A 14704-nucleotide genomic window follows, 5' to 3' on the forward strand; every position below is an offset into this window, starting at 1 on the left:
GGAGAAGGACAAGGACAAGCCGCACGGCGGTATGCACACCGGCTCCGGTGCGCTCGCCCTGGTGAATGGCGACGACTGGTCGAAGGGTGACGCCGAGAAGGACAAGGACAAGGACTGGTCGAAGGAGAAGGACAAGGACTGGTCCAAGGAGAAGGAGGACGGCTACAAGTCGGAGAAGCCGAAGGGCGGCGTCCACACCGGTGGCGGTGGCCTCGCGGCCAGTGGCACGAACGTGACCGGTGCTCTGGTCCTGGCCGGTGGCCTGGCCGCGTTCGTCCTGATCCGCCGTAGGAAGGCTGCCGGCGCCGCCTAGCGGACGCTGACTGGCTGCCGTCGCCGCTTGGCGAACGCGTACTGGATGTGGGCCGCCGTCGCACAGGAGGCGGCGGCCCGCATCTGACTCCTTGAGGTATTCCGCGCGCATCTGAAAGGTCGTGTCTCCGGTGACGACCCGTCCCGACCCCGTGAACGAGGGATCATCCCGACGCACCAGGCGGTGGGTCGGCCGAGCTGTGTTCTGGGCTTTGGCGGTGGCCGTACTGCTCTACGCGTTCGGCTCGAAGATGTTCGCTTCGGATGCGACCTCGCCGGTCTCGCCTTCGGCGCCTCCCACGACGCAGCAGGCACCGGCCGCCGCACCGCAACCCGCTCGACCCAAGGCCTCGACCGGGCCGGAGAAGACGTCACCGGGCGACCCGGCGATGCCGCGTTCCGCACCGATCCGCCTGCGGATTCCCAAGATCGGCGTGGATGCGCCGTTCATCGGTTTGAAGATCGGCCCTTCCGGTGCCCTGGACCCGCCTCCGGCGAACGACACGAACCTGGTCGGCTGGCAAAGCTCCGGGCCCTCACCCGGCGAGCGTGGGACCGCGATCATCGCGGGCCACCTCGACACCCTCACTTCCCCCGCCGTCTTCGCTCGCCTTACGGAACTGTCTCCCGGTGACCACTTCGAGGTCGACCGCGCTGACGGCACCACGGCCGTCTTCCTCATCGACTCCGTGGAAAGTTTCAACAAGGACGACTTCCCCAACAAACGTGTCTACGCCGACACTCCGAGCGCGCTTGCCCGGCTCATCACCTGCGCCGGAGCCTACGACCGCCAGGCGCGCGACTACACCGAGAACCTCGTCGCCTTCGCGCACCTGGACCGGATCGCCTGACACCGCCGAGCTGCGCGGAATGCCGCCGGGACCGTCTGCGAGGCGTCCCGGTCGAGGCGCAGGACGTCGTGAGCGAAGTGACCCAGAAGACGAACAGCCCGGTGAGCTCTGACTGCGTCGGGCCTCAGGCTCCCAGCTGACCGCCCCGAACACCGAAGATCCAGCTCATGGTTCCACGGTCATACGTAAGATCAACTTATGCTCGATGTCCGACGTCTCCACATGCTGCGCGAACTGGACCGCCGCGGCACCATTGCGGCTGTCGCCGCGGCGCTGAACTTCACGGCCTCGGCGGTCTCCCAGCAGTTGGGCGTGCTCGAGCGCGAGGCGGGCGTGCCCCTGCTGGAACGAAGTGGCAGACGGGTGGTGCTCACACCCGCGGGCCGCACCCTCGTCACCCACGCCGACGCCGTCCTCGAACGTCTCGAACTCGCGGTGTCCCAGCTGGCCGGGGCACGTGAGGGCATCGGCGGGCCGCTGCGGATCGGTACGTTCCCCTCAGGCGGTCCCGCGATCGTGCCCGCCACGCTGGCCGAACTGGCCCTGCGACATCCCGCACTGGAACCGATGCTGCAGGAGATCGACTCGGCGCGCGTCTCCGACAGCCTGCGCGCCGGCGAACTCGACGTGGCCCTCGTCCACGACTACGACTTCGTGCCCGCGTCACCGGACACCACCGTCGACCAGGTGCCCTTGCTGGACGAGCCGATGTATCTGGCCACGGGCGCCGCCGCCGAAAGCGCTCAAACTCAGGCGTCCGGTCCCGCAGCCGGCGGCGACACGCTGGCGGAGCTGCTCGGACCGTGGGCCATGTCTCCGTGGATCACGGCCCGGGAGGGCACGACCGGCCACGCCATGGCCGTACGCGCCTGCCAGGCGGCCGGTTTCCAGCCGCGCATCCGCCACCAGGTCAACGACTTCCGTACGGTCCTGGCACTGGCCGCCATCGGACAAGGAGCCGGATTCGTACCGGAGATGGCCACCGCACACGCCCCCGAGGGCGTGGTCCTGACCCGGCTACCCCTCTTCCGCCGGTCGAGAGTCGCCTTCCGCGCGGGCGGCGGCGCACACCCGGCGATCGCGGCATTCGTGGCGGCGGCCCGCACGGCGGTGGGCGTGACGGGCAGTGCCTCCCTGCTGGCGACGTAGCCCAACGACGTAGCCCAAGGAAACCTCTATGACCACAGCCCCCGAAATCCCTGACGAGGCTGATCCCCCACGCTCTACCTCGCGCGCTCGAGGGCCCACGGTCTCGCTCAGTCGTCGCCGCCATGAGGCGGCAGCGGCGATTCCACATCCGTCGATGCTTGCCCCGCCGAGGGAGAGCGTGCAGGCGCAAGCGGAGAGGGTGGCCGCCTCCGCGGGGGAATGGTCGCCGTGCCGCTAGGACCGATCAGACCGGAGGTTTCACCCCGTCGTGACCCCTCTCGGATTCTCCTGCGCGGCCAGCACCTCTGCGGCACGGACCGCGAAGGCTTCGCAGGCCCGCTCTGCGACTTCGCCTCGGGTGAGCATGTCGTCCTTGTCCGCCGCGAAGAAGATCTCCCGCGTCATCACCTGGATCGCGGCGGCCTGTTCGGCGAGACGCTGCACCTGCGGGCCATGCGCGACGAGGCGAAGCCGGAACACACGGCTACGGAGCTCGACGTAGAGCCGGTAGGACTCGGCCCGGGCCTCCAGGGCGGCCTCGGAGCTGGTTCCCGACTGCTGGCTCGTCCACCGGTCGTACTGGGCCCGCCGATAGTCCTCCGCCAAGGCGAGGAAGTCGGCACAAGCGTCGAGGAGGCGCTGGTGGTTTTGTTCGCGATCGGCACGGGCTGCCGACCGGACCGTACTCTTCTCCTGGTAACGGTGTGCAACGGCAGCACCCAACAACGTTCCGACGACGGCGAGAGCGGACGCGAAGAGTTCCGGCACGATGACCAGCGAACCACTTCGGTACCGACCCGCCTAGAGCTCGAACCGGCCATGCCCCGCCGCCACCCGCACGCAACTGACAGTTCCTGTACGACAACCGGCCGGCCCGCGGCCGTACGACCCGCCCACTCCCCGTCGGCGCGTCGCAGTTGCCCCTCCGGCCGGCCACCACCTCAAGAGCCGATCCGCAGCGTCCCGTACTGTCGGCCCCATGATGATCAAATCGGGCGACCCGCGTGGCCTCGGTCTCCCCGGCCCCGAGGCGCGGTTGCGCTTCGGGACGGAACAGCATGAGAGCGGCGGCGGCCCGCGGCGCCGTTTGCTGCTGGTCGACGACGAGCCTGCTTTCGAGCTCAGCTTCTATTGCGGGACGTGCCCGTTGCTGTTCCGCCGGTTGGAGTCCGCGACCCAGAAGCTGTCCCTGGAGAGCGTGCAGGAGCGGCTCACCGGCGCACTGGACGATCCGGACGACGGCGGCGTGATCGACGCGTTCGGTGCGCTGCTGCCGCAGGGCGAGTACCTTCCGCTCCTCCTCGATGTGGAACCCCGGTTGATCGTCCCCGGCCAGGCAGGCGACTACTTCAGCGGCGAGCAGGTCACCACATGGGGCGTCGATCAGTTCTGGGGCCTGCCGGAGTATCCGCACACCCCGTACTACCGGACTTTCGAGACCGCCGTCGACGCGGGCGCCCATCTCTACGAGTTCGTCGTGCCCATGGTTCCGCCCACGTGGAACGAGAGGGAGCGCGTCGAGGAGTACATGGCGCTCATGGGACGGGGAGCGGTGCCCACGGCGGTGGCGATCTCCACGCTGGACGTGTGCGAGCCCGCCGCCGGGACGCCGGTCGACCACTACCGACACTGGGGCCTGACCCACTTCCTCCTCGACGGTCACCACAAGCTGGAGGCCGCGGCCACAGCGGGCCGGCCGGTCCGGCTCCTCTCGCTCCTGACCCTGAGTGAGAGCCTGGCCGCAGCGGAAGACTGTGCCCGGCTGCCCGACCTGCGAGCCCGTCCCCGCTCGGCCCGGCCAACCAGCACCTGAACGACACCGATGTCCCCGCATCGTTATTGGTGCTTACGCAGGCCGGCGTCCGTGTTCCTGATGAGCTGCCAGGGGGACTACTACCTTCACCACGGTCTCCGAAGGCTTGCCCCGGCGAGCAACTGCTTGCCGGGGCAGCCGAGAGGGCGGTGTCCCCTTGCGGAGGCGGCTGCCTCCGCACGGTGTGGTGGCCGCCCTGTCACTAGGGCTGGGTGACCACCATGCTGGGAACACGCCCGCCGAGCGCGGAGATCGCCCCGGAGGTACCGACCCCCGCGGTGTTGTCGGCGTAGATCCAGAAGCCCACGTTGAACGTGTACTCGTGGCCGGCGCGCATCGGGAACTGGGTCCGCATGGAGGTGTCCGTCACGGGATTGGTCTGGACGAAGTCGGCCCACTCGTTGACGCTGACACGCTTGCGCCACAGCTTGTGGGAATTGACCGCCTTGAGCTTGCCGTCCTCCAGGATCGTGCACTCCGTACCGCCTTCGACGGTGGCGTTGCTTCCGATACCGAAAGCTCCCACGACCCAGAAGAATCCCAGCACTCTCAGCGAGTCTCCGCTCAGCAGCCCGTTGACGGTCGGCCGGAAGAGCAGGCCGAACCCCGCGTGCGCTTCGACGAACTTGCCGCCGGCTCCCGGAATCCACGGGCCGCACCGGCCTTGCAGCGACGCCTGCCCCAAGGGGCGGTTGGTGGAGGAGGTGTACGGGGCACTTCCACCGGTGTTGTGCCATCGCCAGTCGAAGTGATAGGGCGGACTGAAGACTTGCGTCGCGCGGACGTCATGAATATGCATGTCGGCCGCTTCGACCGCGACCGGGTATTCGGCGCCCGCCTCCAAAAGGGTAGGTTCGTCGAACCTCAGCGGCGTGTGGTCGCGCAGGTGCTCGAACTTCCTGCGCCCCGCCTCGTCCGCTTCCACCGCTTTGCGCAGGGGAGCGTTGATGGCGTCGGAGAGCTCCTGGTACCCCGCTTCCACGGCGCGTTGCTGTTCCCGCGCCTCGACGCCGGCGGCCGCCATACGCTCGACCGAGCGCCGGGCGATCTTGCGCTGCTCCGAGGTGAGATCTTCGCTGAAGTCGATCTCGATGGCTGGTGCTCTCTCCTGCTCGGGAGCCGACAAGAGGCTTGATTCGTAGGTGACAGCCATGGAATTCACCCTGGCTTTCGTGACGGTTTCCACTTCGAGACAACGCAGAGAAGTCGGACACGCACACGCACGGCGGCGGACGGTAACGCGACTCATCGCGCGCATGGCCGCACGGGTTTGCGCGGCGTGGCATGACGCGCGCCGCAACACCTTCACTGCGAGGGGGCCAGTGGTGAGGCTCCGCCTCCAGCACACTGGACTCGTTCAACCAAATGGGCGATATGCCAGTTCCAGTGAATCACTCAGCCCAAACCCCCGCAATGCGAACGCCCGCCCCGCCGGCACCCACCAGCCCTTGTGAGAAGGGCAGTTGAAGAGGCGACGAGCGCGAGATAACACCGTCAACTTCCCAGGTGTGGCCCGATACCGGGACGACACCCGGTGAGCCGGCATCCCGTGGGGGCCCCTATCTCTTCGGCCAAGGTGGTCGGGTGGCAGTGTGGCTGTCATGAGTGATGAGGTGCCTGTCGGGAGTCGGCGGGCGAGATCGTGCGGCCGTGCGACTTTTGCGTCCATCCGGGCGCGTGGACTCGGGCGACGAGCGGCCCTGCGCGTCGGCCGCTGCCAGGAAGGAGGAGGCCATCTGGGTCATCGGCGACACGCAGATGTCGTTGGCGACCCAGAGCTGGCTGCAACGAACGCAGCCCCCTTGTGTCTTCCCGGCCAAATGAATCCGAACGCGCATCGCCAGCGGCACCCAAGACGCCCCCGTCATTGGACGGCCGGTCGCGGCGTCGAAGGCATGGGGGCCATACCTCATAAGGCAATTCAGCATTCCTCCTCGCGCCGGCCGACTGCCGGACGGCCGAGTGTCGCAACGACCACAGACCCGGGGCCAAGGGGGTCGGTGGACCCCACCCCCCCCGTGCGCTCAGGCGGTGAGCAGAAACGGATTCCATGCGGCTACGAGATATCGGACACGCACGCCTCGCACCGTGGCTGATCAAGTCCAGAAGATCGTGACGAACTGTCAGGGCTGAACAACATCACCGGCTTATGAGAGGTGGCCTATCGTCGTGGCGGCCCGGCGGGGCCGCCACCGCGTACAGCCGCAGCCCAGGCCGCAGGTCCGGGCCGAACGTGAGCCCGACGTCGCAGCACACGAGCCAGGGGTACGACCGCAGGAGGAGTCCGCCACCTCCCGCGGTCGTAGGCCGGCGGCCGGTTTGGGGTGCACGGTTGCGACTTCGGTCGCACCGTGGCCCCACCCCGGTTGCTACCCCGGTCGCAGTCGGCGTCGACCTGGGGCCGATGTGGCGGCGGGGGCCCGGCGCCGAGCATGACCGGGTGACCGAAACCATCCCAGGGCTGTTCCTGTCCCCTCCGGAAGTCCTCGTCCTGCTGGGCGCCGTCGCGCTGCTGGTGGTGCGCTGGCTCCCCGCGGCCGCCCGCCGCCCCGGCACCTTCGCGGCCGGGGCGGTCCTCGTGCCGTCGGCGATCCTGCTGGGCATCGTGGGGATCCGCTGGCAGATGCTGCCGGTCCTGGCCGGCGCCGCCGTCGCCTCGGCGTTCGCCCTCCCGCCCCTGCTGCGGCGCCGTACCGGCCGGCCGGCGCGGCGGGCCCGCTGGTGGCTGGCCCTGCCAGGATCGCTGGCCTGCGCCGGCCTGATCGCCACCGGCCCGGTGGCCGCCTGGGCCTTCCCCGTGCCCGTCTTCCCCGAGCCGACGGGCGACTTCGCGGTCGGCACTCGGGTGGTGCAATGGACCGACCCGCTCCGCCCCGAGAGCTTCACCACCGATCCGGATGACCGGCGCACGGTCGTGGTCCAGCTCTGGTACCCGGCGCAGAAGAGCCCCGCGGGCATCCCTCGGGCCCAGTACCTGGGACGCACGGAGGACGAGGCGCGGACCGTCTCCGAGGCCCTCGCCGACGGCGTCGGCCTGCCCGGTTTCCTGGTCGACGGCGTCCCAAGGGCCCACAGCCGCGCGGTCGTCGACGCCCCGGTGGCCGGCGGGGGAGAGCGATTCCCTGTCGTCCTCTTCTCCCCGGGGTCGGGCGGCGTGCGGACCCAGAACACCGCGTGGGCGGAGGAACTCGCCAGCCATGGCTACGTGGTCGCCGCCCTCGACCACCCGTACGACTCCACCGTCGTCGTCCTCGCCGACGGCCGCACGATCCGCGGCACCACCACCTCCTCCGGGGACCGTGACAGGGACGAGGAGCTGGCCGCAGGCTGGACCGCCGTCCGGGCCGACGACCTCGGCTTCGTCCTCACCCAGTTGGAGCGACTGGACCGCGGTGAGACCGCCGACCCGCTGACCGGACGCCTGGACACCGGCCGCGCCGCGGCGGCCGGCCACTCCCTGGGCGGAGCCGCCGCCCTGCAGGCGGCCCGGCAGGACCGCCGGTTCGACGCCGTCGTCGACCTGGACGGCTACCCCCACGGCCCCACCACGCCCGCCCTCGAGCAGCCTGCGCTCGCGCTCACCCAGGAGATCACCGCCGGCACCGACCCACGCTATGTGCCCCGGCTCACCGAGGCCCTCGAGCACAGCACCGCGACGAGCTACCGGCTCACCGTCCCCGGCGCCGGGCACCTCACCTTCATGGACGGCCCGCTCTACCTGCCGCCGGTGCCCTCGATCGTCGGCACCCTGGGCCGCACCGAGAGCCCGCGCGTCGTCGCCGCGGCCACCCTCGCCTTTCTGGACGCCACCCTGCGAGGCCGCCCCGGCGACCCGGCCGACACCCTCAGGGCCTACGGCACGGTCTCATCATCAGGGGCTCGGGGAACTGCGACGCCAACCCCGTGATCGGCCTTACGCGCGTGTCCGGCCACCCGCGGGGTCGGCCTCGCACTTCCCCGAGCCCCGGAGCTGTCCGGCCGATCATGTGACCGTCGTTTGATCTGCTCCTTCGTATGGAACCAGGCCTTTTCCTTCGGATCATCTGATCGTGGTTGATGTGTGTCGTTGACGCCGCCCAGTGGTCGAGGACCGAGCCGTTGCTGCTGCCGGACCGGACGCCGAAGCGGGGTGGTCGGTGGCGCGATCACCGGCAGGTGATCGACGCAATCGCGTTCATTCCACCGTCGTCCGCGCCCAGCAGCAGCACGTCGCAGGGGTCCGTCCAAAGGGCCCCGGCCGGCGAGCCGGACGACCACGCCCTCGGGCGGTCCCGCGGCGGACTGACCGGGAAGATCCCTCTCACCGCCGACAGCGGCCGCCATCCGCCGGCCTTTGTTCTTACCTCCGCCAGGCAGCCGACGCGCCCGCATTTCCTCCACAGGCAGGCAGTCGCGCGGGGCGGGTCCGGACGGTGACGTCAGCGACAGCGCACAGCGAACCCCCGGCCGGTCAGGGGCGGGGGTTCTTGGTTTCGGCCACGCGCCTCAATCGGCAGGGCTCCGTGTCAGCTCCAGTACTGCTGCTGAGCCTGGGCATCCGCTGCCGCCTGGGCCGCAGCCGCTGCTTCTCGATCCCTGCGCTGACGGTCCTGCTCCTGCTGGAACTCCCAGTCCTGCCGGCGCCGGTTGGCTTCCTCCCGTCGGCGCCTTTCTTCTTCCTTCTGATCCCTCCGCGAGTCGCTCATCTGCTTCCTTCCCTGCTGGGGCGATATCGCCAACGTGCCGCCCCTCGTGGTCGACGAAGTCGTCTTTCTTGACGGTGGGGCACGGTTCGGTTCGGCCACAAGGGCGCGTTTCAGCCCGTCGCGACCGAGCCGTGAACCGCCTCCATCGCGCGTACGCCGAAGTAGTCTCGTAGTCCGCTCGCTTGCGCTGGGCGGCGGCCGCCGCGGTCTGACTGCGGACAATGCAGCCGGGCGGCGCAGCCGGTCCTCGCCGAGCATTCGTGAGGTCCGTTGTCGCCCGCCGCCCGGTGTCACCTCCCATCCGGGCCCCGGCAGACTCCAGCGAGGTCATGCCGACCGCGAGCGACCGTCAGAGGTGCTGCACCACCGCCACAGGCACCGCAGCATGGTGCAGCACCGCGTGCGTGACAGGGCCGATGCGCGGGCCGCTCGCCGAGCGGCGTACACGCCGTCCTACAACCAGCAGTGAGGCGTCCTTCGAGGCGTCCACGAGGTGGTCAGCCGCCCCGCCCACCACACACTCCTCCTTGACGTCGACCTCCGGGAACTTGCCCCGCCACGGCCGCAGCACGTCGGTGAGCACGCTTGCTTCACGCAGTCCCATCGCGATGCCGTGTCCGGGATCGACGGCTTCGGGGTCGTGTCCGAAGACCATCGGTACGTCCCACCCGTGGACGACCCTCAGGGCGGCCCCGCGTGCGGCGGCGGAGGAGAAGGCGAACGCGATCAGCTCGTCGCACGGCCGGGTGAGGTCGAGCCCCCAGCACCACATCGAGGTAGCGCGCCCGGTCGCTCGGGCCGTCCCCGTGCTGCTTCTCGTCCTCGGCCCGCTCGCCGGCCCGCACGACGACGACCGGGCACTCGGCGTGCGCGATGACGGGCAGTGACACCGATCCGGCCAGAAGGCCACCCAGGGCGCCCAGCCCTCGCGAACCCAGAACCAGAACCTCCGCCTTGTTCGCCGCGGCGAGCAGCACCTCGACGGGACGGCCGAAGACCTGCTCGACGCTGACGCGCAGACCGGGATGACCTTCTTGCACCCGCTCGGCCACCTCACGTGGGACACGCTCGGCCCCATGCCGGGTGACGGTCGTTTCGCCGGGTGCGGTGTCCGCACCCGTGAACGGGGCGTGGGTGAAACTCGGCGACCAGTCCTGCCAGGCGTGGACGATGTGCAGAGGCAGACCCCGCAGCAGCGCCTCTCGGGCAGCCCACTGTGCGGCAGCCTGCGACTCGACCGAGCCGTCCACAGCGGCGATGACGGTACCTCGTGACATGGAATCCTCCGTCTAAGGGGACGTTTCCGTCGGAGAAGTGGCCGCGGATCAGGCGAAGGTCGGGCCCCTCCGCCAGGGCGCCGCACCTGTCTGCGGCGAACAGGCCGGCTGCTCACGGCGGCCGGCAGTGGGAAGCCAGGGCGGGGCGGAAGCGAGGTGCTTCCGGCCAGAGGGTGAGAGCTCTACCGGGCCAGGGTGATCAGCCCGTAATGGCCGTCGTAGCGGTGGTAGAGCACGCTGCCCCGACCGGTGGCCGTGTCGGCGAAGAAGACCCACGGCAGTCCGGTGAGGTTCAGCCGCTGAACGGCCTCGGGCACCGTGCTCACAGGCACGGGGACCGTGCTCACGCTCAGCCGCCCCTCGGCCTCACGCTCCTGGCCCACGGGCCCCAGCGATGCCAGGCGGTGGCGGCCGGTGCGGACGTCGCGGTAGACCACGCTGTCGTACCCGGAGGTCAGGTCCGTGAAGACCCAGAAGTCGTAGTCCATGGCCTCCAGGTCGATCACGGCGTCCTCGGGCGTCTGCCGGGTCTGGCTGAACGACTTGTACCGCTCGATGCGGCGCTCCTCGGCCGGTAGGTGCTGACGGTGCGGACGGTGCTCGTGGCTCGCGCTGTCCCACCCCACCTCCTGGACGGTGCCGGAGAGCCCGCGCGGCCCGTACCGCCGTGCCCGGGCCAGCCGCACGGTCAGCCGCTCCTGGAGAAGGTCGACCGCTTCGAACATGGTGCTCGCGGCCACGTGGGCACGTACCGGCCGGCCGCTCACATCGACCACGGCCTGGGCCGTGGCGGGGCGAGCCGCCGAGCAATGGACCGCCTGGGTGAGCTTGACCTGGGCGGCCAGCACCGGCTCGCTCTCGTGGTCGAGGGTCGCGAGCATCTTCTCCCGCGCGTAGGTGGCCGCGCCTTGGGGCACCTGTCCTCGGCTGCGGACCCGGACGTCGACTGCCGGGCTGGTCTTGAGACGGCTCATGGGAACTCCTCCTTGATCCCTCTCAGCCTGTCCGGCGCCGACTGTTCCCGGCAGAGCCGACGGGGCCGCCGACGCGGGGCGACCGGTCCCCCTCACCGCCCGTCCATTCGGGACGTCCGGGCATCCGCGAAGGGCCGTTCGGTCCAGGGCCAGGCCAGGAATGGAGCTGGGGTCGACTTCAGGACGGGCACGTGGTCCCGGCCGGCCGGGACAGCGCAAGGGAGCTGCTGAAGGGACCCATCCGGCCCTTACGACGACGCTCTTGCTGTGTCAGCGTCTTGGGCGGCGGGTGTGTTCACGGCCATGGGGTACGGGATCCGTGGAATCGCGAGCGGCGCGTGCCCTCGGGCGGTCCTGAGGGGGTTCGCGTTCCCGCGACGCGGGACGGCGCACGCTTCGGCCACGTCGGCCCGGCGCCCCGCTTGCCGCCCGCGACCACACATGACGGAGGAAGCATGCGCGAGGACGAGCGCTCTGAAGGCGTACCGCTGACCGACGAGGAGCTCGGTGCGCTCGACGCGCACTGGAGGGCCGCCAACTACCTGTCGGCCGGCCAGATCTACCTGACGGACAACCCGTTGCTGAGGAAGCCGCTGGAACCTGCGCACATCAAGCCGCGGCTGCTCGGGCACTGGGGTACCTCCCCGGGCCTCAACCTCGTGCACACCCACCTCAACCGCGTCGTCAAGCGGTACGGCATCGACGCGCTGTGCGTCTGGGGGCCCGGACACGGCGGGCCGGCCGTCCTCGCCAACTCCTGGCTGGAAGGCAGCTACAGCGAGATCTACCCCGATGTGAGCCGTGACGAGGACGGCATGGCCCGGCTGTTCCGGCAGTTCTCCTTCCCCGGCGGTGTGCCGAGCCATGTGGCGCCCGAGACACCCGGCTCGATCCACGAGGGCGGTGAACTGGGCTACTCCCTGTCGCACGCCTACGGCGCCGCCCTGGACAACCCGGACCTGCTGGTGGCGTGCGTCATCGGAGACGGCGAGGCGGAGACGGGACCGCTCGCCGCCTCCTGGCACTCCAACAAGTTCCTCGACCCCGTCCACGACGGCGCGGTCCTGCCCATCCTCCACCTCAACGGCTACAAGATCGCGAACCCCACCGTGCTCGCACGGCTGCCGGAAGCGGAACTCGACCAGTTGCTGCGCGGCTACGGCCATGACCCCCTGCACGTCACCGGAGACGACCCCCACCAGGTCCACCAGGCCATGGCCGCCGCGATGGACACGGCCCTCGACCACATCCGGCACATCCAGCAGCAAGCCCGGACCGGCGCCCTCGTCGGACGGCCGAGCTGGCCGGTGATCGTCCTGCGCACGCCGAAGGGCTGGACCGGACCCGCCACGGTCGACGGCGTCCCCGTCGAGGGCACCTGGCGTGCCCACCAGGTGCCCCTGGCGGGCGTCCGCGACGACGACCGCCATCGGGCCCAACTGGAAGCGTGGCTGCGCTCGTACCGTCCCGAGGAGCTCTTCGACGAGACCGGCCGGCCGAGCCCCCAGGTGCTGGAATGCGTTCCGGAGGGCGTACGGAGGCTCGGTGCGACCCGCCACGCCAACGGCGGCCTGCTCCTGCGGGACCTGCCCCTGCCTCGGCTCGAACGCTTCGCGGTCCCCGTGGACAAGCCCGGCGAGACCCGCCACGAGCCGACCGGGGTGCTCGGAGAACTGCTGGAGAACGTCATGGCCGCCACCGGCGAGCGCCGCGACTTCCGCCTCGTCGGCCCCGACGAGACCGCCTCCAACCGTCTCCAGGCCGTGTACGAAGCGAGCGCCAAGGCCTGGCAGGAATCGCTCCTGGCCACCGACGAGCACCTCGACCGGCACGGCCGGGTCATGGAGATCCTCTCCGAGCACACCTGCCAGGGCTGGCTGGAGGGCTACCTGCTGACCGGCCGGCACGGGCTGTTCTCCTGCTACGAAGCCTTCGTCCACATCGTCGACTCCATGGTCAACCAGCACATCCAGTGGCTCAAGACCTCCCGCGCCCTGCACTGGCGCGCACCGGTCGCCTCACTCAACTACCTGCTCACGTCCCACGTGTGGCGCCAGGACCACAACGGCTTCTCCCATCAGGACCCCGGATTCGTCGACCACGTCCTCAACAAGAGCCCCGAGGTCGTCCGCGTCTACCTGCCGCCGGACGCCAACACCCTGCTGACCGTCGCCGACCACGCGCTGCGCAGCCGCGACCAGGTGAACGTGATCGTCGCCGGCAAACAGCCCTGCTTCGACTGGCTCTCCCTCGACGACGCCCGCGCCCACTGCGCCCGCGGAGCCGGAGTGTGGGAATGGGCAGGTACCGAGGACGGGACCCGCGAACCGGACGTCGTCCTGGCCTGCGCCGGCGACGTCCCCACCCAGGAGGTCCTCGCGGCGGCCGGCCTCCTGCGGCACCATCTCCCTCAGCTCGCCGTACGCGTGGTGAACGTCGTCGACATGACCCGGCTCATGCCCCACGAGGAACACCCGCACGGCATGACCGACCCGGAATACGACGCCTTGTTCACCCGCGACAAGCCGGTGATCTTCGCTTACCACGGCTACCCCTGGCTCGTGCACCGTCTCGCCTACCGCCGCGCCGGCCACCCGAACCTGCACGTACGCGGCTACAAGGAGGTGGGCACCACCACGACCCCCTTCGACATGGTCGTACGCAACGACCTCGACCGCTACCGCCTCGTCATGGACGTGATCGACCGCGTGCCCGGCCTTGCCGTACGAGCCGCGGGCGTGCGCCAGACCATGGCCGACGCCCGCACCCGCCACCACGCCTTCATCCGCGAACACGGCACAGACCTGCCCGAAGTCACCGACTGGAGCTGGAACAACGGACGGCAGTCGGCCTGATCCCACCGTCCGCATCGTGCCACGCCGAATGTCTCGACAGGCCGCCGCAGCGCCGCGGCGCGGCTTCACCGCCCCGCGGCACGGACGGAGCCGTCGCCGCCTGCCCGCGTACAGCCGGCAGACCCGCCGCCGGATGCCGCGCACCCGAACGGCGGGCGCGGTACGCGTGTCAGCGCCGCTCGACCGGCTGCGCAGCAAACGGCCCCTTACCCCTCCGTCCGTCTCCTGGGCATCTTCAAGGAGAAGGGGGCGTGCACGCCGCAGGCGAGTCGTCTCGCCTGTCGTCGGTCAGCCGGTTGACCACGCCGACGACGCCGTCGACCCGCCAGGCGGCCCGCACCACAGCCGTGGTGTTGATCTCCGGTCCGGCGACGCCCGCGATGGTGACGATCCCGTCCCGCACATCGATGTGGAGCCTGCCGGCGTCCTGTGCGGGACCGTGGGCGTACACGACCTCGGCCACGGCTTGGCGGATCTCCTCGTCGGTACGCAGGAAGACGCGCAGGAGGTCGCGGCGTGTGGTGATGCCGATGAGACGGTCCTCCTCGTCCACCACGGGCAGCCGGTCGATGTGGCGGCGTTCCATGATGCGCGCCGCGTCGACCACGCGCTGTTCGGGATGGACGGTGACCGCGGGACTGGTCATCAGCTCGCCGGCCGTCAGGGCCGGTCCTGGGGGGGGGGGGGGGCCCCCCCCCCCCCCCCCCCCCCCCCCCCCCCCCGGGCGGCCCGCCCCCCCCCCCCCCCCCCCCCCCCCCCCCCCCCCCCGCCCCCCCCCCCCCCCCCCT

Annotated in this window: 11 protein-coding genes and 2 pseudogenes; 6 read left to right on the forward strand and 7 right to left on the reverse strand. The window is 70.4% G+C overall.

Annotation, left to right across the window (positions count from 1 at the left end; all coding sequences use genetic code 11):
- The 3 genes and pseudogenes from ACIGXE_RS09125 to ACIGXE_RS09135 all read left to right on the forward strand — a co-directional run.
- A pseudogene (locus ACIGXE_RS09125) lies at positions 1–313 on the forward strand (hypothetical protein); the annotation flags it as partial.
- Positions 314–530: 217 nt separating this feature from the next.
- Positions 531–1163, forward strand: coding sequence for a class F sortase (locus tag ACIGXE_RS09130; RefSeq protein WP_399745050.1), 633 nt, complete (start codon positions 531–533; stop codon positions 1161–1163).
- A gap of 198 nt (positions 1164–1361) precedes the next feature.
- The gene (locus tag ACIGXE_RS09135) at positions 1362–2312 is read left to right on the forward strand and encodes a LysR family transcriptional regulator (protein WP_399745052.1); all 951 of its coding nucleotides are present in this window, start codon (positions 1362–1364) and stop codon (positions 2310–2312) included.
- 258 nt (positions 2313–2570) lie between these two features.
- Here ACIGXE_RS09135 and ACIGXE_RS09140 read toward each other — a convergent pair whose 3' ends face one another.
- Positions 2571–3080: a hypothetical protein gene (locus tag ACIGXE_RS09140; protein ID WP_399745054.1), complete on the reverse strand. Its 510-nt coding sequence runs from the start codon at positions 3078–3080 to the stop codon at positions 2571–2573.
- Positions 3081–3291: 211 nt separating this feature from the next.
- Here ACIGXE_RS09140 and ACIGXE_RS09145 point away from each other — a divergent pair, with 211 nt between their 5' ends.
- Positions 3292–4125: a hypothetical protein gene (locus tag ACIGXE_RS09145; protein ID WP_399745056.1), complete on the forward strand. Its 834-nt coding sequence runs from the start codon at positions 3292–3294 to the stop codon at positions 4123–4125.
- 202 nt (positions 4126–4327) lie between these two features.
- On the opposite strand, the gene ACIGXE_RS09150 is transcribed toward ACIGXE_RS09145, so the two are convergent.
- Positions 4328–5278: a hypothetical protein gene (locus tag ACIGXE_RS09150; protein ID WP_399745058.1), complete on the reverse strand. Its 951-nt coding sequence runs from the start codon at positions 5276–5278 to the stop codon at positions 4328–4330.
- 1251 nt (positions 5279–6529) lie between these two features.
- On the opposite strand from ACIGXE_RS09150, the gene ACIGXE_RS09155 reads away from it, so the two are divergent.
- Positions 6530–8032 carry an alpha/beta hydrolase family protein gene (locus tag ACIGXE_RS09155; protein WP_399745060.1) on the forward strand — a complete coding sequence of 501 codons (1503 nt, stop codon included), beginning with the start codon at positions 6530–6532 and terminating at the stop codon, positions 8030–8032.
- Positions 8033–8630: 598 nt separating this feature from the next.
- On the opposite strand, the gene ACIGXE_RS09160 is transcribed toward ACIGXE_RS09155, so the two are convergent.
- From ACIGXE_RS09160 to ACIGXE_RS09175, 4 genes and pseudogenes are all read right to left on the reverse strand, one after another.
- Positions 8631–8810 carry a hypothetical protein gene (locus ACIGXE_RS09160; RefSeq protein ID WP_399745062.1) on the reverse strand — a complete coding sequence of 60 codons (180 nt, stop codon included), beginning with the start codon at positions 8808–8810 and terminating at the stop codon, positions 8631–8633.
- A gap of 349 nt (positions 8811–9159) precedes the next feature.
- The gene (locus tag ACIGXE_RS09165; protein WP_399745064.1) at positions 9160–9582 is read right to left on the reverse strand and encodes a universal stress protein; all 423 of its coding nucleotides are present in this window, start codon (positions 9580–9582) and stop codon (positions 9160–9162) included.
- 127 nt (positions 9583–9709) lie between these two features.
- Positions 9710–10087, reverse strand: a pseudogene (locus ACIGXE_RS09170) (universal stress protein); the annotation flags it as partial.
- A 182-nt stretch (positions 10088–10269) separates the two neighbouring features.
- Complete coding sequence (locus ACIGXE_RS09175; RefSeq protein ID WP_399745066.1) at positions 10270–11061, reverse strand: sigma 54 modulation/S30EA ribosomal C-terminal domain-containing protein; 792 nt, start codon at positions 11059–11061, stop codon at positions 10270–10272.
- A gap of 455 nt (positions 11062–11516) precedes the next feature.
- On the opposite strand from ACIGXE_RS09175, the gene ACIGXE_RS09180 reads away from it, so the two are divergent.
- Positions 11517–13916 carry a phosphoketolase gene (locus tag ACIGXE_RS09180; protein WP_399745068.1) on the forward strand — a complete coding sequence of 800 codons (2400 nt, stop codon included), beginning with the start codon at positions 11517–11519 and terminating at the stop codon, positions 13914–13916.
- Positions 13917–14151: 235 nt separating this feature from the next.
- On the opposite strand, the gene ACIGXE_RS09185 is transcribed toward ACIGXE_RS09180, so the two are convergent.
- Positions 14152–14562, reverse strand: a complete 411-nt coding sequence (locus ACIGXE_RS09185) for a CBS domain-containing protein (RefSeq protein WP_399745070.1) — start codon at positions 14560–14562, stop codon at positions 14152–14154.
- Positions 14563–14704 lie beyond the last annotated feature (142 nt).

This window comes from Streptomyces sp. NPDC053431 (assembly GCF_044544925.1).
Classification (GTDB): Bacteria; Actinomycetota; Actinomycetes; order Streptomycetales; family Streptomycetaceae; genus Streptomyces.

Excerpts from the sequence above, each read along its gene's own strand:
- ACIGXE_RS09135 (WP_399745052.1), top strand. The coding sequence starts at position 1,362 with ATGCTCGATGTCCGACGTCTCCACATGCTGCGCGAACTGGACCGCCGC.
- ACIGXE_RS09145 (WP_399745056.1), top strand. The coding sequence starts at position 3,292 with ATGATGATCAAATCGGGCGACCCGCGTGGCCTCGGTCTCCCCGGCCCC.
- ACIGXE_RS09150 (WP_399745058.1), bottom strand. The coding sequence starts at position 5,278 with ATGGCTGTCACCTACGAATCAAGCCTCTTGTCGGCTCCCGAGCAGGAG.
- ACIGXE_RS09155 (WP_399745060.1), top strand. The coding sequence starts at position 6,530 with ATGTGGCGGCGGGGGCCCGGCGCCGAGCATGACCGGGTGACCGAAACC.
- ACIGXE_RS09160 (WP_399745062.1), bottom strand. The coding sequence starts at position 8,810 with ATGAGCGACTCGCGGAGGGATCAGAAGGAAGAAGAAAGGCGCCGACGG.
- ACIGXE_RS09165 (WP_399745064.1), bottom strand. The coding sequence starts at position 9,582 with ATGTGGTGCTGGGGGCTCGACCTCACCCGGCCGTGCGACGAGCTGATC.
- ACIGXE_RS09175 (WP_399745066.1), bottom strand. The coding sequence starts at position 11,061 with ATGAGCCGTCTCAAGACCAGCCCGGCAGTCGACGTCCGGGTCCGCAGC.
- ACIGXE_RS09180 (WP_399745068.1), top strand. The coding sequence starts at position 11,517 with ATGCGCGAGGACGAGCGCTCTGAAGGCGTACCGCTGACCGACGAGGAG.
- ACIGXE_RS09185 (WP_399745070.1), bottom strand. The coding sequence starts at position 14,562 with ATGACCAGTCCCGCGGTCACCGTCCATCCCGAACAGCGCGTGGTCGAC.